Source organism: Janthinobacterium sp. LPB2021202312-11-4 (assembly GCF_037049705.1).
Taxonomy (GTDB): domain Bacteria; phylum Pseudomonadota; class Gammaproteobacteria; order Pseudomonadales; family Pseudomonadaceae; genus Aquipseudomonas.
Map to the genome: position 1 here is coordinate 389,319 of NZ_JBAGKV010000002.1, position 24,591 is coordinate 413,909.

19 protein-coding genes are annotated in these 24,591 nt (G+C 59.9%); 5 read left to right on the forward strand and 14 right to left on the reverse strand.

Annotated elements, in window-relative coordinates:
* The first annotated feature begins 1 nt into the window (after position 1).
* Positions 2-3,400 (forward strand): dermonecrotic toxin domain-containing protein, encoded by a 3,399-nt coding sequence (locus tag V5E99_RS03720; RefSeq protein ID WP_499801016.1) that lies wholly within the window; start codon positions 2-4, stop codon positions 3,398-3,400.
* A gap of 66 nt (positions 3,401-3,466) precedes the next feature.
* On the opposite strand, the gene V5E99_RS03725 is transcribed toward V5E99_RS03720, so the two are convergent.
* From V5E99_RS03725 to V5E99_RS03760, 8 genes are all read right to left on the reverse strand, one after another.
* Complete coding sequence (locus V5E99_RS03725) at positions 3,467-5,842, reverse strand: efflux RND transporter permease subunit (RefSeq protein ID WP_499801017.1); 2,376 nt, start codon at positions 5,840-5,842, stop codon at positions 3,467-3,469.
* Positions 5,843-5,867: 25 nt separating this feature from the next.
* On the reverse strand, positions 5,868-6,920 hold the full coding sequence (locus V5E99_RS03730; RefSeq protein WP_499801018.1) for a WD40/YVTN/BNR-like repeat-containing protein: 1,053 nt from the start codon (positions 6,918-6,920) through the stop codon (positions 5,868-5,870).
* 601 nt (positions 6,921-7,521) lie between these two features.
* The gene (gene pepN / locus V5E99_RS03735; protein ID WP_499801020.1) at positions 7,522-10,179 is read right to left on the reverse strand and encodes an aminopeptidase N; all 2,658 of its coding nucleotides are present in this window, start codon (positions 10,177-10,179) and stop codon (positions 7,522-7,524) included.
* A gap of 10 nt (positions 10,180-10,189) precedes the next feature.
* On the reverse strand, positions 10,190-10,987 hold the full coding sequence (locus V5E99_RS03740) for a DUF2797 domain-containing protein (RefSeq protein ID WP_499801022.1): 798 nt from the start codon (positions 10,985-10,987) through the stop codon (positions 10,190-10,192).
* A gap of 29 nt (positions 10,988-11,016) precedes the next feature.
* Positions 11,017-11,277: a YeaC family protein gene (locus V5E99_RS03745; protein WP_499801024.1), complete on the reverse strand. Its 261-nt coding sequence runs from the start codon at positions 11,275-11,277 to the stop codon at positions 11,017-11,019.
* 29 nt (positions 11,278-11,306) lie between these two features.
* Complete coding sequence (locus tag V5E99_RS03750; protein WP_499801026.1) at positions 11,307-12,179, reverse strand: rhomboid family intramembrane serine protease; 873 nt, start codon at positions 12,177-12,179, stop codon at positions 11,307-11,309.
* Complete coding sequence (locus V5E99_RS03755; protein ID WP_499801028.1) at positions 12,176-13,147, reverse strand: metallophosphoesterase; 972 nt, start codon at positions 13,145-13,147, stop codon at positions 12,176-12,178. The genes V5E99_RS03750 and V5E99_RS03755 overlap by 4 nt, the downstream gene beginning before the upstream one ends.
* Positions 13,147-14,037, reverse strand: coding sequence for an NAD(+) kinase (locus V5E99_RS03760; protein ID WP_427636310.1), 891 nt, complete (start codon positions 14,035-14,037; stop codon positions 13,147-13,149). Before V5E99_RS03760 ends, V5E99_RS03755 begins: the two co-directional genes overlap by 1 nt.
* A 108-nt stretch (positions 14,038-14,145) precedes the next feature.
* Between V5E99_RS03760 and V5E99_RS03765 the strand changes: the two genes are divergently transcribed.
* Positions 14,146-15,096 carry a DUF1853 family protein gene (locus V5E99_RS03765; protein ID WP_499801030.1) on the forward strand — a complete coding sequence of 317 codons (951 nt, stop codon included), beginning with the start codon at positions 14,146-14,148 and terminating at the stop codon, positions 15,094-15,096.
* A gap of 108 nt (positions 15,097-15,204) precedes the next feature.
* Here V5E99_RS03765 and V5E99_RS03770 read toward each other — a convergent pair whose 3' ends face one another.
* Positions 15,205-16,488, reverse strand: coding sequence for an arsenic transporter (locus V5E99_RS03770; RefSeq protein ID WP_499801031.1), 1,284 nt, complete (start codon positions 16,486-16,488; stop codon positions 15,205-15,207).
* A gap of 222 nt (positions 16,489-16,710) precedes the next feature.
* Positions 16,711-17,814 (reverse strand): DUF2855 family protein, encoded by a 1,104-nt coding sequence (locus V5E99_RS03775; protein ID WP_499801032.1) that lies wholly within the window; start codon positions 17,812-17,814, stop codon positions 16,711-16,713.
* Positions 17,815-17,869: 55 nt separating this feature from the next.
* Between V5E99_RS03775 and V5E99_RS03780 the strand changes: the two genes are divergently transcribed.
* Positions 17,870-18,538 carry a TetR/AcrR family transcriptional regulator gene (locus V5E99_RS03780; RefSeq protein ID WP_499801033.1) on the forward strand — a complete coding sequence of 223 codons (669 nt, stop codon included), beginning with the start codon at positions 17,870-17,872 and terminating at the stop codon, positions 18,536-18,538.
* A gap of 96 nt (positions 18,539-18,634) precedes the next feature.
* Here the strand turns inward: V5E99_RS03780 and V5E99_RS03785 are convergent, their stop codons facing one another.
* The gene (locus tag V5E99_RS03785) at positions 18,635-19,195 is read right to left on the reverse strand and encodes an NADPH-dependent FMN reductase (RefSeq protein WP_499801034.1); all 561 of its coding nucleotides are present in this window, start codon (positions 19,193-19,195) and stop codon (positions 18,635-18,637) included.
* A 175-nt stretch (positions 19,196-19,370) separates the two neighbouring features.
* Between V5E99_RS03785 and V5E99_RS03790 the strand changes: the two genes are divergently transcribed.
* The gene (locus V5E99_RS03790) at positions 19,371-19,631 is read left to right on the forward strand and encodes a hypothetical protein (protein ID WP_499801035.1); all 261 of its coding nucleotides are present in this window, start codon (positions 19,371-19,373) and stop codon (positions 19,629-19,631) included.
* Between the two features lie 88 nt (positions 19,632-19,719).
* Positions 19,720-20,613 (forward strand): LysR substrate-binding domain-containing protein, encoded by an 894-nt coding sequence (locus V5E99_RS03795; RefSeq protein ID WP_499801037.1) that lies wholly within the window; start codon positions 19,720-19,722, stop codon positions 20,611-20,613.
* Here the strand turns inward: V5E99_RS03795 and V5E99_RS03800 are convergent.
* From V5E99_RS03800 to dnaQ, 3 genes are all read right to left on the reverse strand, one after another.
* Positions 20,579-21,193 (reverse strand): GNAT family N-acetyltransferase, encoded by a 615-nt coding sequence (locus V5E99_RS03800; RefSeq protein WP_123514442.1) that lies wholly within the window; start codon positions 21,191-21,193, stop codon positions 20,579-20,581. The genes V5E99_RS03795 and V5E99_RS03800 overlap by 35 nt on opposite strands.
* A gap of 14 nt (positions 21,194-21,207) precedes the next feature.
* A complete protein-coding gene (locus V5E99_RS03805) occupies positions 21,208-23,463 on the reverse strand; it encodes an Orn/Lys/Arg family decarboxylase (protein WP_499801039.1) in 2,256 nt (751 codons plus the stop codon).
* A 304-nt stretch (positions 23,464-23,767) separates the two neighbouring features.
* Positions 23,768-24,526 carry a DNA polymerase III subunit epsilon gene (dnaQ, locus tag V5E99_RS03810; protein ID WP_499801040.1) on the reverse strand — a complete coding sequence of 253 codons (759 nt, stop codon included), beginning with the start codon at positions 24,524-24,526 and terminating at the stop codon, positions 23,768-23,770.
* Between the last annotated feature and the right edge of the window lie 65 nt (positions 24,527-24,591).

Consider the following 24,591-nt stretch of genomic DNA (forward strand, 5'->3'; position numbering starts at 1 on the left):
GATGAGCATCCGTCACACCGGCGGGCAACTTATCCAGGACTGGACCACCGAGGCCTACCTGCTGGATCTGGTGAGCCGGGTCGACATTGGCAAACACTATCCCGAACTGATCCGCACTGCGTTGCTGACCGACACCCCCGAGGCCCGGGAACGCGGACGTTTGTTCGGTCTGGAGCTGGCCGTCAACTTGCCATTGCTGGCGCTGGAATATTCGCTCAAGGCCGAGCACGGTTTCACTCGCCAGGGTTATCGCTGCGTCGAAGCGCTGATGCACAACAGCGCCGCCGAGCGCTTCGTCGACCACCAGGAAATCGTCCTGCGACCTCTGGCCTTTCAACGAAAAACCGATGCCGAGTGCGACGTGGCCAGCAACATGTTCATCATCGAGCCCCGGGACCTGACGGCCGACGGCCCGCACATTCTCTACCGACCGATGTATTCACCGACGCTGCTGCAATACCCGAGCCGGCAAGCCTTGCTGAGCGCCATCGCACAAGCGGGGCCGGTCCAGTCCAGCGTGCTGACCTGGTTGACGGATCGCGCACGTGCGATTTACGACAACAATGGTTTAAATGAACCGCACATTGTCCATTTTCATCCCGATGACGAGTTCGCGCGCCCGGAACAACCGAAACCGGCCATTCTGGTGGGTAACGAAGCCGCCGCCGATTGGCTATTGGCGCTGCAAAATGGCGACTTGCTGACCCGGCTTTTCGAGAGCAATGCCCGCGCGTTGGTGGAACGAGGTGATCAACAATCGGTGTCCAATGCCGAAAGCCGCTGGGCGATCATCCTCGAGGGCGGCTGGCTGGTGTTCAACAACCTGATGCTGCCGATGCTGCGCGGCCCGGCCATGTTGGTGGGCTGGATGCTGCAAATCACCCACAGCCTGATCCAGGACCTTCCCGCCCTGGACAGTGAAGATGCCAGCGCCCGGGAACAGGCCTGGGTCGATGTGCTGCTGAACCTGGGGTTGCTTCTGTTGCATGTGGCACAAAACAAAAGTGCGGTCGACGACCCGGAGCTTTCCAGCGCCCCCCAGGAACCCCCGGTGGCCCTCGCCCCACTGCGCCGGTCGGCGGAACCCTTGCAGATGAATACCGAAAGTGTGGTGACCCAGGCAACGCCTGGCCTGCCGTCCGAACCACCGGGCGGTGGCCACACCTTGCTGGACTTCAACCTGTCCGCCGCACGGGATTCGGCCACTGCAAGGCTGATCGAGCAACTCAAGACCGCGCGGGTTCCATGGCCCGCGCCGCTACCGGAACCGGTGTCCATGGGCCCTTTCCAAGGCTTGTACCGGATCAACAACAAATGGCACGCCAGCATTGCCGGGTTGTTGTTTCGCGTGCGTATCGTGCCCGGCTTCGGTGACGTATTCCTGGTACCACCAGAACATCCTGACCACCCTGGCATCAAGCTCAAAGCCTATGGTCGTGGCCAATGGACCCTGGATCAGGGCCTGCAACTGGTGGGTGGTGGCCCCAAAAGAAGAATCGCCGCCGAACGTGAAGAACGCCGCCAGCGCATCGCCGAGCTGAGCCTGATCAGTCAGGAATTCCTGGCGCAGCAGGATCGGGTACAAAAACGTGTCGATATTGCAGAGAACCTGATGGTGCTCAAAGACGCCACGCCCACCAGCACGCCTCAGGAGCGCGCGACCTTCAGCGAGCGCTTTGTCGCGGAACTGGACAAGCAGACCGAGAGCTACGTCACGCTGCTTGACGGGCTCAAGGAGATGAGCCGGTTGACGGATACCCCCATGGACTACTCGATGCTTTGCAATGTGCTGGGCAACATCATTAAAAATGTTCGCAAGCGGATTGTTAAAGCCGACGACGCAAGAATGGCGGCCAACGACAGTTACAGCGAGTTCACCGGCGGCGTGCAGCAACTCTACGACGCCCTGTCTGTCGAGGGCGAGGCGGTGGTGAAGCGATACTTCGACTTCATGCGCAAAACCGACACCATCAACGAAACCATGATCGCGTCGTACGAAGAGATCGATAGACGAATAGAGGAACTTAAAGAGATTCCGCTGCTGGGTGCCAAGACCTTGGAGGAATTGAACACAGACCGGCCGGAAAATGAACTGACAGCCCTGCGGGTCAAGGCCTACCAACTGATTATCTTGCGGGTCCTCTGTGTCAAGACTCTGGGAACCGAGACCACCAAAGCCCTGGAAAGAACCATTGAACCGTTGCTGATGCTGTCCCGGTCCCACGCCGAGCTACAGACCGACCACGTGTATGAACGCAGCGATCGCATTGCCGTGCTGGACAGCCTGGCCACTCATTACAGCGCCGCGCAAGACGCCTTGGGGAGCATCGGGATCTTCAGTGCCGATGAATTGGAGATGCCAGCCTTCCATCGTCTGCGAATGATCATTCATCAATTGCACCTCGACGCCGAGCAGCGTCTGGCTGAGGAGATTCAACAGCTTCCCTCGGAACCGCAACAACCTTCCGGGGAAGCGGAACCGGCAGGCTCGTCGCAAACGGCCGGGACCTCCAAAGGTGCGGGTACGATCAAGAAAAAGACTAAAACGCCGTCCGGTTCCACCAGCCGCAAAAGAGTCATCAAAACCGCCAAAGGCATTCTGATTGGAGACCTTCGCCCGCGCGTTGACGATCAGGACGGTGACATCGTCGACATCAACGGCCCCATGGAAGACAAGCCACTGCTTTCGTTCCATCAACACGACAATGTCTGGGTGGAAATCGTCAAGACCCGGGAGCCGACGCCCAAGGCCTCGTCAGCCCCTTACCCGCTGCTCAAGGGCGAGGCCCGCAAGGCGCTGGCCAAGGTCGATGAGCAGGTGATCAAAATCGAGGGCTACGCAGAAGGGGCGAGTTCACCCAAGGAAATCGAAGAGCAACTGCAACGCGAAGCACAAAAACTCACCGGGTATGCCGACAAGCTGGAAAAACACGAGGACGCCCCGTCGGGCAGCGAACGAGATACCGCCCTTATCCATGCGCTGCGGGACAAGGCACACCTGCTGGAAAACGAGGCCATCCAACTGCGCACCCGCATGACACTGGCCCAGGCCCCCACCAACGAGGGCGTGGAATACCTGCTGCAACACAATGAGCTCTACGTCAGGGCCATCGGTCGCCGGGTCCAGTTAAAAACCGGACGCCAGGACTTCCTGCAGGAATACGCCCTGCTCAACCAGCAGGATCAACCCTGGTGGTACGCCCACTTCCACTATGCCGACCTGATGGACGACAAAGGCAAATCCACCGTGGCGCACTTCAAAACCAAGGAGCAGCGTTTCGACACTTACGAATCGATGCTGGCCAAGGCAAAAGACCCGAAACAGAAAATCGAGATCTACCATGCGGCTATCAGCGAGTCGCTGGCCAAGCAGCACTTTCTGCCATTGGAACCGCGCTGAATCCCCGATAAACGCCCATGAAAAAGCCGCAACCTGAGGTTGCGGCTTTTAGGGTGCTGCGCGCTTTTAGTGAGCGAACAGCGAGTTGCCTTTCTGCCCCGCCAGTTTTTCCGGTTTGATCAGGAACCGCGCCAGCGCCGGCAACAGCCACAGCGCACCGAACATGTTCCACAGCAGCATGAAGGTCAGCATCAGGCCCATGTCGGCCTGGAACTTGATCGCCGAGAAGATCCAGGTGCATACGCCGATGGCCAGGCACAAACCGGTGAACAGCACGGCTTTACCGGTGGACTTCAGTGTCTGGTAATACGCCTCTTGCAGTGGCAAACCAGCACGCAGGAAGCTTTCCAGTCGGCTGTAGATGTAGATGCCGTAGTCCACGCCAATCCCCACACCCAGCGCCACCACCGGCAGGGTCGCGACTTTCACGCCAATCCCCATGAACGCCATCAGAGCGTTGCCGAGTACCGAGGTCAACACCAGCGGCAACACAATGCACAGGGTCGCCGCCCAGGAGCGGAAGGTGATCATGCACATGGTCGCGACGCAGATGTACACCAGGATCAGGATCGTCAGTTCCGACTCCTTGATCACTTCGTTGGTCGCCGCTTCGATCCCGGCGTTACCGGCGGCGAGGATGAATTCCAGGCCGTCCTTGTTGTTCTCCTTGGCAAAGTCCTGCACCGCATGCACCGCACGGTCGAGGGTCGCGGCCTTGTGATCGTTGAGGAACACCAGCACCGGCGCCAGGGAGCAACTGTTGTTGTACAAACCGTCAGCACGGGCAATAGAGTTGTTCAGCACATCAGGGTTGCGCGACAGGGTTTCCCATTTCAGGTTGCCCTCGTTCATGCCCTTGATCATCTGCTTGGACACGGTCACCAGCGAGATCGCCGACTGCACGCCCTCGGTGTTCTGCATCTTCCACATCAGCTCATCAATTGGCGCCATGGCTTCATAGCGTGAGCAGCCTTCAGCCTTGGTCTTGACCATCACCACCAACACGTCGGAGCTGGTGGAATAGTTGCTGATGATGAAGTTGTTGTCCTTGTTGTAGCGCGAGTCCGGACGCAGCTCCGGCGCGCCCTGGTCGAGGTCGCCGATTTTCAGGTTCTGGCTGTACCAGAGGCCGCCGCCGAAGGCGATCAGCGCCAGGGCAATCGAGATCGGTGCGACTTTCGGGCTCGCGAAGTTCGACAGCATGCGCCAGAACGGGTGTTCGCGATGCGCATCTTTCTTGCTGCGCTCGACCGCACGCTTGCTGATGCCGACATAGGAAATCGCCACTGGCAGCAGGATCAGGTTGGTGAACACGATCACCGCCACGCCGATGGACGCGCCGATGGCCAGTTCACGAATCACGCCAATGTCGATGATCAGCAGCGTAATAAAGCCCACCGCATCCGCGAGGATCGCGATCATCCCCGGCAGGAACAGTTGACGGAAGGTCCGTCGTGCAGCGGTCAGGGCGTTATCGGCCTCGCTGGACTGCAGGGCGATCCCGTTGATTTTCTGCACGCCGTGGGAAATACCGATGGCGAAAATCAGGAACGGCACCAGCATTGAGTACGGATCAAGCCCGAAGCCGAACGCATGCATCAACCCGAGTTGCCAGACCACTGCCACCAGCGTCGTACTCAACACCGCCACGGTGCTGCGCATGCAGTTGGTGAACCAGTACAACAGGATCAGGGTGATGACAAAGGCGATACCGAAGAACATCACTACCATGACCAGACCATCAATCAGATCGCCGACTTTCTTGGCGAAACCGACGATGTGAATCTTCACGTTGGGGTTCTGGGCTTCGAACTTGTTGCGGATCTTGTCTTCGAGTTCGTGGGAGAACTTGCGATAGTCCAGGGCCAGCAACTTGCCCTGGTCTTGCGGGTCCGGGTAGGACTCCAGCAGCGGGATATCGACGATGCTCGACTTGAAGTCGTTGGACACCAGACGCCCGACCTGGCCGGACTTGAGCACGTTGTTGCGCAGCAGGTCGAGGCTTTGCTGGGAGCCGTTATAGCTCTGCGGAATCACCTCGCCACCGGCGAACCCCTCCTCCGTCACCTCGGTCCAGCGCACGCTCGGACTCCACAGCGACTTGAGGCCGGAACGGTCGACACCGGAGATGTAGAACACTTCGTCGTTGATCTGACGCAGGGTCTCCATGTATTCCTTGGAGAAGATGTCGCCGTCAGTGGCTTCCACCGAGATCCGCACGGTGTTGCCCAGGTTCGCCAGATCGTTGCGGTGCTCCATCATCTTTTGAATGAACGGATGCTCGAGCGGGATCATTTTTTCGAAACTGGTGGACGGCCGGATCAGCGTCGCCTGCCAGAACAGGAAGATACTCACCAGCAGGCAGATGAGGATCACTGCCGGGCGGTTGTTGAAAATCAGGCGCTCGAGAAACGTTGCCTTGTCTTGGTGATGGCTTGTCATGGATGTCATAGCTCCGCCCTTCTTATTATTTGCCCAGCTCGGCGCCGGTTGGCGAAGTGGCGCGAACGCCGCCCTGTCCTGCCAGAATCAGATTGCCGTTACCCGCTGCGGTGACCGACGACACGGAAATCCGGTCCGGGCGGTTGAACACCGTGAAGGTTTCGCCGTTGTCGCTGCTGCTGACCACCGAACCGCCGTTGCCGACAATCACGATGGAGCCGTCATCGAGCAACGTGGCGCCGGACAAACCGAACTCCAGCGTGCCACGGGCAGCCTTCAACTCGATCGGTTCCCAAGTAGTGCCGAAATCGGTGGAACGAAACAGATTCCCGCGCAAGCCGTAGGCCAGCAAGGTATTGGGCTGGGCCGTACCGATCACGCCAAATAGCGAACCTTCGTACGGGCCTTCGAGTTTTTCCCAGGTCTGGCCCCAGTCGGCGGAGCGGAACATGCTGCCCTGCTCACCGACGATGAACAGCCCGGCATCCTTGACCGCCGCGATGGCGTTGAGGTGGAACTGGTCTTCGTTGTCGAGACGATCGCTGGCGTCTTCCCAGTTTTTGCCGCCGTCAGTGGTTTCCAGCAAGGCGCCGTAAGCCCCCACGGCAAAGCCGCTGTTGACGTCCTTGAACCAGACGTCGAGCAGCGGCGATTCACGTTTCAGGTCTTCGAATTGTTTGGTCCAGGTGACGCCGCCGTCGCCGCTGGCGAGGATTTGCGCGTCATGCCCGACCGCCCAGCCATGTTTGTCATCGACAAAAAACACCGCTGTCAGCAGTTGCCGGGTCGGAACCTTGGCTTGGGTCCAGGTCGCGCCCTGATCATCGGAATACAGAATGTGCCCACGATCCCCGACCGCCACCAGGCGTTTGCCGGCGTGGACCACATCGAGCATCAGGCTTTTGGCAGCCTTGGCGGACTCAACGGAATAAACCGCATCGGCGGCCGGCGCGTCGGCGGCGAGCACCGGTGCAGACAACACGGCACAGCCCAACAGCGAGAGCGCTGTAGCCAGCAACGCGAACTTGCGTAATGCCGGCGGGCGGCAGATACCCACACCCATGACAGGCTCACTCATAGACCTTCCCCCATTATTATTGTTAGGTCGTTCAACCTTTCAGGGCGCCGTAAGGGGTGCTCGTGGTGATTGACGGGTTGGAGCATAGTCCTGAAACCTGCAATCTAGAGCCCCTTCGGAAGCTGGCTTATCCTATCGGGCTTTGGAAAGGTCTGACAATCGACGCCACGTTATGTTTTGTTAACCTGGGGGCGTTGGGGGCTGGGTGAATGATTGGGTATCAGGTGGGGTGATTTTTGTTTTTGTGTACATATCCGTTGCTGCGGTGACGGCGGATATTGGTTCCGCTCTTACAGCGAGTCACTTTGGAAGAGCGCCAAAGTAACCAAAACGCTTTTGCCCCCTGTCGTTCGGTGCCTCGCCTCGCTCCGGTCCTGCTCCGTGGGCCTGCCAAGCCTCAAACGGATGCGTACACCCGTAGGAGCTGCCGAAGGCTGCGATCTTTTGGCGTCGTCAGGCCCAACGAAGAGCAAGATCAAAAGATCGCAGCCTTCGGCAGCTCCTACGGGGGGATGCGTATAGATTGGGCGGTTTAGGCCGCCATCGCGGGCAAGCCTTGCTCCTACAGGATTCGGGGAACCCTGCGGGAGCAACACCAGACTCAGGCCAGGCTTTTGCTGACCACCTCAAACACATCACTGGACAGCTGACCCGAAGCGCGAATTCGCTCCAGCTCACCTTTCATCAACGCCTGACGAGCGTCGTCGTATTTGCGCCAGCGGGTCAGCGGCGCCAACTGCCGGGATGCAATCTGCGGATTAAACCCGTTCAGTTCGATCACCAGATCGGCGAGGAAGCGATACCCGGAACCATCCGCCGCATGGAAGTTGATCAGGTTCTGCCCGGCAAATGCTCCCACCAGTGCCCGCACCTTGTTCGGGTTCTTCATATTGAACGCCGGATGCGCCATCAACTGACGAACCCGGGCCAACCCGCCCGGCAAGGTGCTGCCCGCCTGGACACTGAACCACTGATCCATAACCAGCGGATTGTCCTTGAAGTGCTCGGCGAAACTGGCCAGGGCCTTGGCTTTCTCATCTTCAAACGACGAATTGACCAGCACCGCCAATGCCGTCAGACGCTCAGTCATGTTGTCAGCGAACTCGAACTGCTCCAGCGTCGCCGCCAACACTTGCGGTTTGCCGCTAAGCATCAAGTACGACAGCGCAATGTTCTGCAAGGCACGACGGGCGAAATGTTCGGCCTCGGCCACGTAAGGGGTTTTCTTCGACAGGTCGCGGTTGGCCTGATAACGCAGCCACAGCGCTTCGAACAAACCCTCAGCCAATTGCTTGCGGGCAAATTCACGGGCGATGTGAATCGCGTCAACGTCCGCCACTTCGCTGATTTCAGTCAGGTAGGCTTCGCCCGGCAGTGAAAGCATTTCCGCGACCATGGCCTGATCCAGCGTCTCGTCCGACAGCACGGTACGCAGCGCCGACACCAGACGCTGATCCAGCACCAGCGTCTCGCCCTTCTGCTGCTGGGCGATCAGTTCTTGCAGTACCTGAACCGACAGTTGCTGGCCGGCATCCCAGCGGTTGAAGCCATCGCTGTCGTGCTGCATCAGGAACATCAGTTGATCGCGGTTGTACGGGAAGCTCAGTTTCACCGGCGCCGAGAAACCACGCAGCAGCGAGGGCAACGGCTGTTCCGCGATGTCGACGAACGTGAAGGTCTGCTCTGCTTCAGTCACCGAGATGACCCGCGAAGTGCCTTGCTCCGAAGCTTCGCCAGACAGACGCAAGGCAATCGCCGCGCCCTTAGAGTCCAGCAGACCCAACTCCACAGGAATCACGAATGGCAGTTTCTCAACCTTGTCCGGTGTCGCCGGGCAGCTCTGGCGGAAGGTCAGGCTGTAGGTTTTCGCCGCCGCGTCGTAGGACTCGCTCACTGCCAAACGCGGGGTGCCGGCCTGGCTGTACCAGCGCTTGAACTGGGTCAGGTCGACACCGTTGGCGTCTTCCATGGCTTTGATGAAGTCGTCGCAGGTCACGGCCTGGCCGTCATGGCGATCGAAATACAGGTCGCTGCCCTTACGGAAGCCTTCGGCGCCGAGCAAGGTGTGGATCATGCCGACCACTTCCGAGCCCTTTTCATACACGGTCAGGGTGTAGAAGTTGGAAATCTCGATGAAGCTGTCCGGGCGCACGGCGTGGGCCATCGGGCCGGCGTCTTCGGCGAACTGGTGGGTACGCAGGTACGCCACGTCCTGGATGCGTTTCACGGTGGCCGAGTTCATGTCGGCGGAGAAGCCAGAATCGCGGAACACGGTGAAGCCTTCCTTCAGCGACAACTGGAACCAGTCGCGGCAGGTCACGCGGTTACCCGACCAGTTGTGGAAGTATTCGTGGGCAACGATCGCCTCGACCCGCTGGTGCGCGGCGTCGGTGGCGGTTTCGGCCCGGGCCAGCACGGCACTGGAGTTGAAGATGTTGAGGCCCTTGTTCTCCATGGCGCCCATGTTGAAGTCATTGACGGCGACGATCATGAAGATGTCCAGATCGTATTCGCGACCGTAGACCTCTTCGTCCCAGCGCATCGACTTCTTCAAGCTGTTCATGGCGTGCTGGCACTTGTCGATGTTTTCCGGCTCGACATAAATGCGCAGCGCCACGGTGCGCTCGGTCATGGTGGTGAAACTGTCTTCGACACACCACAGGTCACCGGCCACCAAGGCAAACAGGTAAGCCGGTTTCTTGAACGGGTCTTCCCAGGTGGCCCAGTGCCGGCCGTCTTCGCCAGGGCCGCTGGCAATCGGGTTGCCGTTGGACAGCAGCACCGGATAGCTGTGCTGCTCAGCGACCACGGTGGTGGTGAACGTGCTCATCACGTCCGGGCGGTCGAGGTAATAGGTGATCTTGCGAAAGCCTTCGGCCTCGCACTGGGTGCAGAACATCGTGCCGGACTTGTACAGGCCTTCCAGCGCAGTGTTGGTTTCCGGGTGAATACGCACCGTGGTGTCAACCGTGAAGCGTTCACTCTGAGGATGCAGCGTCAGGTGATTCTCGGTCAGCACATAGTCGTCGGCGCTCAGTTCACTATCGGCCAGGTTCACCGACAGCAATTCAAGCTGCTGGCCATCCAGCACCAGTGGCGGCAGGCCCGGGCCCCGCTCGGGATTGCGGCGCATCACCAGTTGCGCATGGACCAGGCTGTGGTCCTCGAACAACTCGAAGGTCAGGTGCGTCTCGTCGATCAGGTACTCGGGCGCCTGATAGTCCTTCAGGTAGATCATCTTCGGTTGTTCGGTGCGCATGCTGGAGTCCTTAACTATGCACGGCGAGCTGATAGGCCGTGTATTTACGAATATTGATCACGCCGGTGTCGAAGATCAGGTACTGGCCCTTGATCCCCAGCAGCGTGCCTTCGGCAATCGGGTTCTTGTCCAGGTTGAAGCTGACGATTTTGGCCGGGTATTGCTCGATCGGATAGCGGATTTCGAGGACGTCTACATCGGCAATAGTCTGGATCGCCTGTAGTCCAAATCGTTCCTGCAAACCCTGCAAACCTTCAGCGCAGCTATCAAACAGTTGATCGCGAACCTCGGCCAGATCCACCGACACCGCATCGCCCTTGAGTAAAGCACGCCAATTGGTCTTGTCCGCCACCTGGCTGCGGAACAGGTCTTCGACGAAGCCCGACTGCTGGCGGGTCGAGACGCGCATGATCGGCAAGGCCTGACGTGCGCCCTGATCGATCCAGCGGGTCGGTATCTGGTTGGCGCGGGTAATCCCGACTTTGACTCCCGAGGAGTTGGACAGATAGACGATGTGATCGGTCATGCAGAACGTCTGGCCCCACTCCGGTTCACGGCAGGTGCCGGCGTCGAAGTGGCAACGCTCCGGGCTCATGATGCAGATATCGCACTGGGCCAGTTTGGTCATGCACGGGTAGCAGTAACCCTGGCTGAAACTGGTTTTGGTCTTGCGTCCGCAATGGGAGCAGAAAATCGCTCCCAGGTACTCAAGGCGCACCGTCGTGCCGATCATGGGATTGACCGGCACCTCGGTGTCGCCCAGACGAAAAGCGTACTGCACGTTCGGCCCGTCCAGGCGCGCCGACATTTTGCTGATTGCACCGCGGCCAATCTCAATCAATGGATGGCATCCGACTTGAACAGGATGTTCGGCACGGTGATCGACTTGGAGCCGCACTCCTGCGGGCCCATGTAGCCAGTACGTTCTTCCTCGGGCAGGTTCTGGATTTCCCAGGCGATCATCGCTTGCAGGGACAGTTCACGCTGCTCGGCGGTGAGCTTGCCACCGTCAGGCCATTTACCGATTTCCACCGCCAGTTTCAGGCTCTGGTAGATATCCGGGGTGATGTTTTTGATCATTTCGTTAAAAGAGGACATCAGGGTCTCCGTGCTCTTTATGGACAGAACTAGTTGGCGGCCAGTTTACGGCGGTTGTACAAACCACCCAACAAACCGGTGAAGCATCCGATGAGCAACCCGCCGACATGCGCCGCGTTGGCAATTTCACCGAAGCCGATCATCGAGATCAGGCCGGACATGCACAACACCAGCCACACCAGCATCATCACCAGCACGCCACGCGGCAGGCGATAAGCCGGGTTGGGCGACAGCAACTGGAAGATCCAGCAATGCCCAAGCAGGCCGTACAGGACGCCGGACAAGCCGCCGAACAGGTTCGCCCCGCTGTAGTAATACTGGGCGTAATTGGACACCAGGCTGAACAACAAAGTCAGGCCGATCAGGTTGATGCTGCCCTGCCGGGCCTCGATGCGCCGCCCCAGTTCCCAGTACCACATGCCGTTCATGGCCAGGTGCAGGAAGCCGAAGTGGATCAGCATCGGCGTCACCAGACGCCACCACTGCCCCGCCGCGAGGCTGTCGGTCAGCGGGGTGAACTGGATGTAATCGCCGACCACGCGGAAATCGAGGAAGGTGAACCAGTGCATCGTGTCGAGGTTTTCCCCCAGCAGCGTCACCGCGCCCACCAGGATGCTCAGCAGCAGGACAACCGCGGTTGCCTTGCTGTAGCGCAACTGTTCGACAAACCCCGGACGCCGCGTGGTGTGCGCCACCGGGATGTCCAGTTGCTGATCGGGATCACCGGCCGGGAAACGCTCATACAACGAACGCACGTCTTCGCTGATATTGGCCGGCACCCACAACACCTGCTCGCCCGCCTCTTCGCTGACGCGATGGGGCACTTGCATGCGTTGCAGCAGCTTGACGAAGCCGCTCAAGTCCACCGCCAGCGGCAGACGCAAAACCGCCACCGTACTCATTGCAGCACCTCCGGCCGTTCAACATCGACCCAGACAAATTTGTGCGGATCGAGACGGGTTTCCTGGTCCAGACGATAGGCGACGAGTTTTCCGTAGAGCACCGCGCTGTAATCCAGACACGCGAGGTTCGGCCGGATCGGCGCCGGTTTGCCGCTGCGCCAGTAGTGGCCGACGAACAACAAAGGCTCGTCGACGCCGTAGCGCAGCAAGGTATTTTTCTCGGTGGACGACAGCGGCGTGCGAGCCACCGGTTCAGGCAAGGCGTCGGGCTGGAACACAATGTCTCCGTAGGTTTGCGGGTCGTCTTCCCAGAATTTGGTGCGGAAGAACGAGCGCGTCAGGCCATCGCCGCTGGTCATGGTCTGGCCATCGGGCAGGCGCATGTCGGTGCCGCGCAGCAAGCGATCGAACACGGTGCAGGCAAAACTGCCCGGCACGGCCGAAGCCTGGAGGAAATGCTCATCGACGCAGCCATCGGGGAACAACGCCCGCAACGGTTCGATCAGGCCCGCATCCCAGCAGGCATGCACCACCCGGAACCGCCCGGCATCGACGAACAGGGGCATTTCGTAGAACCATTGCTGGAAGTCATGCCAGTCGCCGGGATGATCTTCAAATTGGGTCAGGGTTTCCCCCAGCAAACGGGCGTGGCGCGGGGTGTGTTCGCGTACGAACTGCTTGCCGCTGCCGGGCGGCGCCGGGGTGCTCCAGCCCAGGGCGTTGAATTCATGGTTGCCCATGATGCACAGCGCCTGGCCAGCCTCGACCATGTCGTGGACGATGTGCAGCGCTTCGCGAATCCGCGGGCCGCGGTCGATGATGTCACCGACAAACACCACCATGCGCGACGGATGCCGCCAGACACCACCTTGTTTGTGATAACCGAGCCGGTCGAGCAAGTGCTCAAGGGTCAGAGCGCAACCGTGCACGTCACCGATCAGGTCGTAGCTACGCGCGGGATCGAGCATCACTCGCCTCCCCCCCCCAAGCGGCTGCCCCAGCCGAGCTTGGTGCGGCACACTTCGTAATAGTTGTGGTCCAGTGGATGGATCAGGCGCAGCTTCTGCGCTTTTTTGCTCACGGTAATGGTGTCACCGGGCGCGCAGGTGAAATGGTTCTGCCCGTCGCACGACACTTGCGGGTAAATCTGCATGTCCTTGGAGACCACGATTTTCAACTCACTGTTGCCGTCGACCACGATGGGCCTGCTGGACAACATATGGGGGTACATCGGCACGATCACAATGGCGTCGAGTTTGGGGTGCATGATCGGGCCACCCGCAGACAGCGCGTAGGCCGTAGAGCCCGTCGGCGTGGCGACGATCAGGCCGTCGGCCTTCTGACTGCAGACGAACTGGCCGTCGATATACAGTTCGAACTCGATCATTCGCGTGGATTTGCCGGGGTGTAGCACGACGTCGTTCAGCGCGTCGCCCTGGCCGATGGCCTCGCCATGGCGGCGAACTTCGGCTTGCAGCAGAAAGCGGTTTTCCACGAGGTAATGGCCGTCGAGGACCTTGGCGACTTCGACTTCCAGCTCATCAGGGCGGATATCGGTCAGGAACCCCAGGCTGCCCCGGTTGATCCCCAGCACCGGAATATTGTGTCGGGCCAGGGCCCGCGCGGCGCCAAGCAGGCTGCCGTCACCGCCGACCACAATCACCATGTCACACACTTCGCCGAGCATCTTGCGCGACGAGGTTTGCAGGCCGTGCCCCGGCAGGACTTCGGCGATGGTGTCTTCGAGGATCACGTGCAGGTGACGATCGAGCAGAAACCGTTTCAGTCGGCGGACGGTATCCAGCACCTGCGAACTGCCCAGGCGACCGATGATGCCGATATTACGAAATTGCTCCATGGGGCTCCTGCGGGGCAGCGAAAAAACACGATTATGGGCGAAAGCGCGGGATAGACAAAATCCTTTCAGCCGTCAGGGCGCACTCACGTTTAGGGCTATGCTCGCAAGATGATCCTATTTCCCGATTTGCTCCAGTTGCCCCACCAGTTGCGCCACCCCGAGGTGCGCGACCTGGCGTGGGTCATCCTCGCGCCGCCGATGCTCGACGAGGCCCCGTGGCCGCAGCGTCATCCGCTGGCCGGCAGCGAATGGGTGCAGGCCCCGGAACTGCTGGAGCGCTGGTTGCGGCAATTGGACAAGGACAGTTATGACCTGCTGCACTGGCTGGCCCAGGCCCGAACCCGGCGGCTGGGCCTGTATTACGAGCGTTTGTGGCAATACGCCGTGCGCCATGCGCCGGGCATCGAGTTGATTGCCGCCAACCTGCCGATCCGCCGCGAGGGTCACACCTTGGGCGAGCTGGACATGTTGCTGCGCGACCGCGACGGCGTGCATCACCTGGAACTGGCGATCAAGCTCTACCTCGGCCCGCAAAATGGCGATGGGCGTGACACGGCAAAGTGGCTGGGCCCCGGCTGCCATGATCGGCTGGACCGCAAACTGGCGCACCTGAGCCAGCATCAACTGCCGATTTCCGCCTGCCCGGAAAGCCGCGAAGTGCTGGCGGCGCTGGATATTCAACAGTTCAGTGCGCATTTGTGGCTGGGCGGCTATCTGTTGTATCCGTGGCCGGGGCTGTCCGAATCGCCGAGTGGTGCGCACCCGCAGCATTTGCGCGGCAGTTGGTTGCATCAAAAAGACTGGGCGGATTTCGTCGTGCAGCGGCCGTTCGGGCGCTGGCAACCCCTGCCCCGCCACGCCTGGCTGGCCCCGGCGCACTACCCGGCGGACCAGACCTGGAACACTGAACAGTTGAACGTCTGGCTTGGCGATCTGGAACCGTTGGCGCCGGCGCAATTGATGGTGCGGCTGACCGAAAACGCCAATGGCGAATGGGAAGAGGCAGAACGGTTGTTTCTGGTGGCGGATCTTTGGCCGAATGTGCCGGGGAGCGGCTGAACGTGATACCCCTCCAGGTAGGAGCTGCCGAAGGCTGCGATCTTTTGATCTTGATCTTTAAAATCAAAAGATCGCAGCCTTCGGCAGCTCCTACTCAGGCGAGGCGATTCAGAGGGATAACCGCAACGCCAACGCCGCCAACGTCACCAACAACACCGGCACCGTCAGCACGATCCCGACCTTGAAGTAGTAACCCCAGCCAATCGTGATGTTCTTGCGCTCCAGCACATGCAGCCACAACAACGTCGCCAGACTGCCAATCGGGGTGATTTTCGGCCCCAAATCGCTGCCGATGACGTTGGCGTAGATCATTGCTTCCTTCACCACACCCGTGGCCTGGCTGGCATCAATCGACAGCAGCCCGATCAACACCGTCGGTAAATTGTTCATGATCGACGACAGCAGCGCCGTCAGCACCCCGGTGCCCATCGCCGCGCCCCAGACCCCGTAACCGGCAAAGCCGTTCAGCCAACCGGCCAGATAATCAGTGAGCCCGGCGTTACGCAGGCCGTAGACCACCAGGTACATGCCCAGAGAGAAAATCACGATCTGCCACGGCGCTTCTTTCATGACCTTGCGCGTGGAAATCTTGTGGCCGCGCGCGGCAATCCCCAGCAGCAATGCCGCGCACACCGCCGAAATCGCGCTGATCGGAATGCCCAGCGGTTCCAGGGCGAAGCAACCGAGCAACAGGATCACCAACACCACCCAACCGGCATAAAACGTGGCTTTGTCGTGGATCGCCGTGGCCGGGTCTTCGAGTTGCGCGGGGTCGTAGGCCTTGGGAATGTCCTTGCGGAAGAACCACATCAACATCCCCAGCGTGGCGGCGACGCTGACGAAGTTGACCGGAATCATCACCGCTGCATAACGGTTGAAGGTGATGTGGAAAAAGTCGGCGGACACGATGTTCACCAGGTTCGACACCACCAGCGGCAAGCTCGCGGTGTCGGCGATAAACCCGGCGCCCATCACGAAGGCCAGGGTCGCGGCCGGCGAGAAGCGCAGCGCCAGCAACATGGAAATCACGATCGGCGTGAGGATCAACGCCGCGCCGTCATTGGCAAACAACGCCGACACCAACGCCCCGAGCAACACCATGAAGGCAAACAGCTTGCGCCCGCTGCCCTTGCCCCAGCGCGCCACGTGCAACGCCGCCCAGGCAAAGAACCCCGCCTCGTCCAGCAACAAACTGATGATGATCAGCGCGACGAAGGTGCCGGTGGCGTTCCAGATAATTTGCCACACCAGCGGGATGTCACTCAGGTGCACCACCCCGAACAGCAGCGCCAACACCGCGCCGAATACCGCGCTCCAGCCAACGCCCAGGCCTTTGGGTTGCCAGATCACCAGGGTGATGGTCAGCAGGAAAATCAACGACGCAATGAGCATGCACAGCAGCCTTGAGCAAACAATCGGATTAGTGAACTGCAACAGAGTGGATGGCCGGCGCGATAATTCCGTGGCGGTATACAAAAATCCCCACCACACCAGAATCCCCTGTGGGAGCGGGCTTGCTCGCGAAGGCGTCGTGTCAGCCAACATCAACGTTGGATGTCACACCGCCTTCGCGAGCAAGCCCGCTCCCACAGGGGTTGTCGTGGTGTCAGCCAATTACAACGTGATGACATGCCCTTCGACCGGCGCAACCTGTCCATGAAACAGCCGCGATATTACACGTTGCGCCGCTTCATAGCCTTCGCTCTCGACCACCTCAAGCAACGGCGCGGGTGTCGCTGTCAGCAGACCATAAAACCGCTGCAACCCTTCGCCGATATGTTGGCTGACCTTTTCCGCTCCCCATTCCGTATTGCGTTTACGAATCTGGATCGGCGCAAAAAAGAACACTGGTTGAGGCCCTTCGATCGCGCTCAGTTGCGCTTGATCGGTGCTCTGGGCCGAGCCGGCGAAACAGCTATAAACCAATTGACCGGCGAAATGCTGATGCACTTGATCGCGCAGCCCCAGGTTGCCGGAAAAGTCCACATACAGCGTCGGACGATCACTGGCCAACGTCGCCAGCTCCTCGTAGGACACGGTGCGCTCATAACAACCCAGCGACTCGACAAACGCTTTGTTACCGGCCGAGGTCAGGGCGACCCGCTCCAGATCCGGGTTATTTTCAAGGCACACCGCCGTGCCATAAGCGGTTTTGCTCGATGCGCTGGAAAACACCAGCCGAGTGGCGCCGAAAAATTCGTTGTCTTGCAGGAAGTCCGCCAGCATCGATGACGTCAGAAACAGCGGCTTAAGCAAAATCTGCAGGTTTTCGGTTTCAGGCGTGTAGTACGAATCCCAACTGCAGCGCGTGTATTGGTTGTAAGCCGACGTCAGCGCCTGTCTGTGCTCGGCCACATCGTAGAAGCCCCGCTCAGTGATCCGGTCCGGGCGCATCCACAGATGGCTGGCAATCGGGAAATAACCGTAGAAGCGCTCCCCGACCTTGATGCCGGTGACATCTGACGCCACGACATCAGCGAACCCCCAGGCCGGGATATGCCCCCAATCCGCCAACCCTGTAGGAAAGAAGCCCCAGTAGTTCATCGAATCGCCATAAGCGGCGTAGGTAATGTTGTTGGTGGTCAGCGCGCAGCGGTCGATTTTCAGAATGATCTCGCCGGGTGCGGGAATCAGGCTGCGTTGCTCTTGCTCGACCCGGCTCTGGTCGAGGGCATTTTTGCGGGTGATCAGCCGTGTTACCGTGCTCGGGCTTTGCATCTTTCAGACTCCTGCTGCGAGTGAGTGGCGGGTAGCACCAGAGTAATGGCAGCCGATGAAGAGCGGGGTCGGAAACACCAAGGGGCGCGCGCCAACCCTCAGCCCCCGCGCCAAACCGCTGAAACGGCCGAGTCAGGCGCGGGCGATTTTCACTGTCGAGGCGATTTACCAGGCGTTTGTTCGGATTTGGCAGCGCGACGGCTGGGCAGGCTTGACCACCCGCGAGGTGGCACTGGAAGCGGGCGTGGCCATTGGCACCTTGTACGACTATTTCCCGAGCAAGGAAGCCTTGTTATCGGGCTACATCCGTCATTCTCTGGATGACTTGTTACAACATCTGGACGAACAGGTCGTGCGGGCCAACGACCTCGACTGGCTGACCCGGATCAAACGCCTGATCCGCCTGACCTGCGAGCCGGACGTCGTGCGCCAACCGCTGTTCAACCATGAAGTGTTGGCGATTGAACACCAGTTCAGCGAGCCCAAGCACCATCGGCGGCTGTTTCAGGAATTATCGAAAAAATGGCGTGAAGCCTTTGCGGCGTGTGGCGACTTGCCTGCACAGCCGACAGAAATGTCCGTCGACGCCTGGGTGATCATGGCGTGGGGTGGGCGGCGTTATTGCGTGGCGGCGCAACCAACGGCGGAGCAAACCGACACCTGGCTCGCGGAAATCGAAGCAATGATTTGCAGCAGACTCTCAAGCATCCCCCACTCCCTGTAGGAGCAAAGCTTGCTCGCGATGACGACTTTACATTCAACATCGCTGTTGGCTGACACACCGTCATCGCAAGCAAGCTTTGCGCCTACAAGAGGTCTGTCAGGCTTTCTTGTGTTGTTCAACCCATTGGCCATACGCATTGATGAAACTCTGCAAAAACGGCTTCACCGACTCATTCAGCTTGCCCGCCTCATCGAACGCCGTACCCGCGCCGCCCAGATAGGCTTCCGGTTGCTGCATGCACGGCACATTGAGGAACACCATGGACTGGCGCAAGTGATGGTTGGCGCCGAAACCGCCGATCGCACCCGGTGAAACGCTGATCACCGCCCCCGGCTTCCCACCCCAGGCACTTTTGCCATAAGGACGCGACCCGACATCGATGGCATTCTTCAACGGCGCCGGCACCGAACGGTTGTATTCAGGGGTTACAAACAGCACTGCGTCGGATGAACTCACTTGTTGCCGGAAAGTGCTGTAGGCTGCCGGCGGTGAAACGCCATCGATGTCTTCGTTGTAGAGTGGCAAGTCGCCAATTTCGACGATATTCAATTTCAGATTGGCAGGCGCCAGATCAGCCAGGGCCAACGCGACCTTGCGATTGATCGATTCTTTTCTCAAGCTGCCGACAATGACGGCGATCGTGTAGACGTTGCTCATGGAAGATTCTCGACTATCGATGGAAAGAGCCTGTAGTTATAGATGACGATTCAATCAGCGGGCGAGCGAAAATCGCCGCCCCTGACTATTTTTTTCCTGTAGGAAAACTTACCTCGCCCAACCACGGTCTACAGAACCGCAAATTGAGTGATTTATCTCCAGAGGTTCTAAGCAGATGGCAGCAGTACTCGTCGGTCAGTTCCATGCAAGAGACGCGGAAGGCCGCGTTTATTCCGTGCATGAGTTCCAGGAATCCATCCCGTCGGCAGACGGTCTCGGCAGCACAGAGCCTGTCACCACCTACAAGCTGGCCATTGGCGATCGCGTCAAGAAGCTCGATGACAACCAGTTCCTGTTGATTCAATCGGACGTCACCATCGTTCGCGAACCCGACACCTACGTCGGCAGCCTGCCGGAAACCACCGTCGCCTCATAACCCTGTGTTATGAGCAGAAGTCATATGCGCGCACTTGAGTTAGGATTCAGCCACTGACTCCCTCACCTGCTGAACATGGACTTCACGCATGCGTTTACGTCATATCGAAGTGATCCAGGCGCTCTTGCAGACCGGTCACCTGGGCACCGCCGCCGAATGGCTGCAGTTGCCGGTGGCCGAGGTCGAAGGGATTTTGCGTGACGCCGAGGGTCAGTTGGGCTTCATGCTGTTTTCCAGCGTGCGCGGCCGCTTGCAGGCCACGCGCGAGGCGCGGGAGTTGCAGGTCGAGATCGCTCACGTTTACGAAGCCCTCGAACCGGTGCAGCGCCTGGCTAACAGCCTCAAGCAATACCTGGCGCCACCGCTGCGCATCATCGGCACCCCGCCGCTCGCCCAACAATTACTCCCGCACAGCATCGCGGCCCTGCGCCGACGTTTTCCCGATGCACCGTGCACCCTCCTGAGCCAGCCCACCCGCGAGATCGTCCGCAGCCTGCTGCTGCGCGAAAGCGATCTGGGCCTGAGCCTGCACGACCCCGACCACGCCGATATCCATTGCCAGGTGATTGCCCAGGGCAAGCTCCAGTTGCTGGCGCCCCATGGCTGGCTGCAACCCAAGCAGAAATATGTGTCGGTGCAAGACCTGGCCGGTCAGGCGATGGTCGGCCTCGACGGGCATGACCCGCTGAGCCCGGCGCTGGAAACCAAGTTGCAAGCGTTGCGCCCTGCCCCGGTGATCCAGACCCGGGTCCAGACCCATCAGATGATGCGCAGCATGGTCGAGGCCGGTGAAGGCCTGGCCATCGTCGACCCGTTCACCGCCCTCGGCGCCAAGTCATCCGGGCTGGACGTTTGCCCCTTGGCGCCCGCCGTGCCGATCAGCCTCTACGCCTTGACCCTGAACAACGCCGAACCCTCTTCAGCGGTTCAGGCGCTGCTGGCGATCATTACGGAACAAGCCGTGGCGATGCTGGCGAGCTGACCGGGTTTTCCAGCGGGTTATCGAACAGTCGATACCAGAACAACGCCACTTCGGCGGTGTTCGGGTCGATGCCGCGATAACGCAAATGATCAATCCCGCCGATCACATACCCGCAGCGCTCATAGAGGCGGCAGGCACCGAGGTTATTGTTCTGGGTTTCGAGCATGATGCCCGGCAGTTTCTTCTTGCGGCTCCAGAACTGCGCCACATCCAGCAACGATTTGGCCACGCCATGACGCCGGGCCGGGGCATGCACCGCCAGTTCGTCGATGTGCGCGAAACCGTTCCAATTGGTGCTGATCACCAGATGACCCACCGGCTCATCGTCCAGATACGCCATGAAAATCGCACTGTCGGCGGCATCGCGAAAACTGCTGAACTCCTCCGGATCGATGCCGTAACACTTGCGATAAGGAGTGATCGGCGTCACCGGCCACTGCGCCACAGGTTTGCCAATTTCGGCAGCCCCGTAGGCGGCGACTTCAAAACTGAAATCGCTGCCCCAGATATAAGCCGCAAAGCCATCATCGGCGACGCGTACCGACAGCCCTGGGTATTTCGGATTCATGACCGGTTGCATGCTGGGAAAAGTCCTCATTCCTTGATGCAATCGACGGTGTACTGCCGCCCATTGCCCTCGTCTTCGTGTTGCAAACCGTGCACATCGGCGACAAACCCGGGGAAGCTGCTGTCAAAGGTGCGGGCAAATGCAAGGTAGTCGATGATCGAACGCGTCGATTCGGTAAAACGCTCGCCGGGCATGATCAACGGAATGCCGGGTGGGTACGGCACCAGCATCACCGCCGCGATTCGTCCGTCCAGGGCATCGATGGAAACCGCCTCGACGTCACCTCTTACCAATTGATCATAGGCATCGGCCGGCTTCATGGCGATTTCCGGCAGCACCGTGTACATGCGCTTGAGGTGTTTGGCCGTGGCATTGCTGCGGTAGCAGGCGTGCAATTGATCGCACAGATCCCGCAGGCCCATGCCCCGATAACGGGCCGGATTTTCCTGCGCGACACACGGCAGGCAGTTGCTCAGGCTGACGTTGGCGTCGTAACTGCGCTTGAACTCCAGCAATTCGGTGAGCAGCGTGCTCCACTTGCCCTTGGTGATGCCCATGGAGAACAGCACCAGAAACGAATACAACCCGGTCTTCTCCACCACCAACCCGCGTTCCCAGAGAAATTTGCTGACCACCGCCGCCGGAATTCCGCGCTCGCTGAGTGCGCCGCCAGCGGTCAGGCCCGGCATGACCAGGGTGACCTTGATCGGGTCCAGCAACACATAGTCATCGGTCACTTCGCCAAAGCCATGCCAATCGGCGTCGGGTTGCAGCAGCCAGTCTTCGGTCGCAACCTGGCTGATCCCCTCCACCGACGGCGGTTGCCAGATCGAGAACCACCAGTCATCCGCCGCAATGTGCTGACGCAGATTGGCCAGGGCCCGGCGAAAGCTCAGGGCTTCATCGAACATTTCCTGCAACAGCGAACGCCCGGCCGGGCCTTCCATCATGGCCGACGCCACGTCGAGCGAGGCGATGATGCTGTACTGCGGCGACGTGGAGATATGCATCATGAACGCTTCGTTGAAACGGTCGCGATCCAGCTGTCGCGCGCCACCGTCCTGCACATGAATCATCGACGCCTGACTGAAAGCCGCCAGCAATTTGTGGGTGGAATGGGTGGTAAACACCAAGGGGCTGTCTTCACTGCGCGAGGTGCCCATGCCATAACGCCCGGCAAAGAACTCGTGAAACGCCGCGTAGGCGTACCAGGCCTCGTCGAAGTGCAAGACCTCGACGCTGTTACCCAGGCTCTGCTTGATCAGCTCGGCGTTGTAGCAGAGGCCGTCGTAGGTCGAATTGGTGATGACGGCCAGCTTGACCTTGGGCGCGCGGCCCTTGGTCAACGGGCTGGCGTCGATCTTGGCCTGGATCGATTCGCGGCTGAATTCGCTCAACGGAATCGGGCCGATGATCCCGAGTTCATTGCGCTCCGGGCACAGGTACAGAGGAATGGCGCCGGTCATGATGATCGAGTGCAGCACCGACTTGTGGCAGTTGCGATCCACCAGCACCAGGTCATCCCGGGCGACCATGGAGTGCCAGACGATCTTGTTCGCAGTGGAGGTGCCATTGATCACGAAAAAGGTGTGATCGGCGCCGAAGTTGCGCGCGGCGCGGGCCTCGGCTTCGGCCAGTGGCCCGGTGTGATCAAGCAGCGAACCGAGCTCGGGGACGGAAACGGACAAATCCGAACGCAGGGTGTTTTCCCCAAAAAACTGGTGAAACGCCTGCCCCACCGGGCTCTTGTGATACGCCACACCACCGCCGTGTCCCGGGGTGTGCCAGGAATAATTGGAATCGGCGGTGTGCTGCACCAAGGCTTTGAAGAACGGCGGCAGCAGCCCATCCAGGTACTTGCGCGCCGCCCGTGCGACTTGACGGGCGAGGAATGGCACGGTGTCTTCGAACAGGTAAAGAATGCCGCGCAGCTGATTGAGCTCGGCCATGGCGTCGGCCGGGGCGTTTTCCAGGGTTACCTGTTCGCCCAGGGCAAAGATCGGCAGGTCCGGTGCCCGCACCCGCGCCAGGCTGATCAACTCGGCCATATTGTGTAACAAATGCGCCTTCGCGCTGGCGTCTTCGGCGGCGATCAACATGCACGAGAGGGCGTGATGGGTCGAGGCCACCAGCCGCCCCTCGGTGTAGTCCACCGCGCCGAGAATACTGAAACCTTCCTGCTCCAGCTCCCGGGCAATGCCACGCACGCGGTCACCGGCGACCGTGTCGGCCTTGAAGTCGCGATGGACGATGAGGACCGGGAATTTCAAATCTTTGTACATGAGGCTCAGTGTCCTGAGGCGGCGAACCGTGGTGCGCCAATCACCTCAGGGTAGAGGGTTGAAGCGGATGTGGCGAGTGCCGATGCCCCGAAGCGGGTCAGCGGCCGCACCATCATGTGGCCAGCAGTTTAAATTTGAAACGATGGGTTGGTGGATGGGTGATGACCTGTGGCGAGGGGGTTTACCCCCGTTCGGCTGCGCAGCAGTCGTAAAACCTGCGAGTGCGGTTTATCTGAAAGGACGCTGGGGGCCGCTTCGCGACCCAACGGGGGCAAGCCCCCTCGCCACAAAAGGCCTTTCAACCTCAGGCCTGAGCCTCGGCCTCTACCAACTGCTGCCACAACGATGGTGCACCGGCGGATTTGGCCACGGCTTCCAGGCGAACCAGGTGCTGAGCCAAATCATCTTCACTCGCGCGGATGATCCGGGTCGGCTTACGATCGGCCGGCAGGCGACGAATCTCGGTGGCGGAATTATCTGCACCTTCGCCCGAACCGTTGCCATCAGACGCATTACCCGCCAGGGACAGACTCGTCTGGCCGCCGGTCATGGTCAGGTAAACGTCGGCGAGAATCTCGGAGTCGAGCAAGGCGCCGTGCAGTTCACGGCCGGAGTTGTCGACGCCATAGCGTTTGCACAAGGCGTCGAGGCTGTTCCGCTGCCCCGGGTGACGTTCCCGGGCCATCATCAGGGTATCGAGGATCGAGCAGTGCTGGGTGATGTCAGCGCGATCGTGCTGGCCCATCAGCGCGAATTCGTTGTTGATGAAGCCAACGTCGAACGCCGCGTTATGAATGATCAGCTGTGCGCCCTTGATGAATTCGAAAAATTCATCGGCCACTTCGGTGAAGCGCGGTTTGCCGACCAGGAATTCGTTGGTGATGCCGTGAACGCCAATGGCGCCTTCATCACTTTCGCGGTCCGGTTGCAGGTAAACGTGAAAGTGCCGGCCCGTGAGGCGCCGACCGATCAACTCGACACAACCGATTTCGATAATCCGGTGGCCGTCGGTCACCGGCATGCCGGTGGTTTCGGTATCGAGTACAACGGATCTGGTGGCCATCAGTGCTCAGCTCTCAACGGGTCAATCGTGCAAAAGCGGCGATCTTATCATGCTCGCGCATCGAG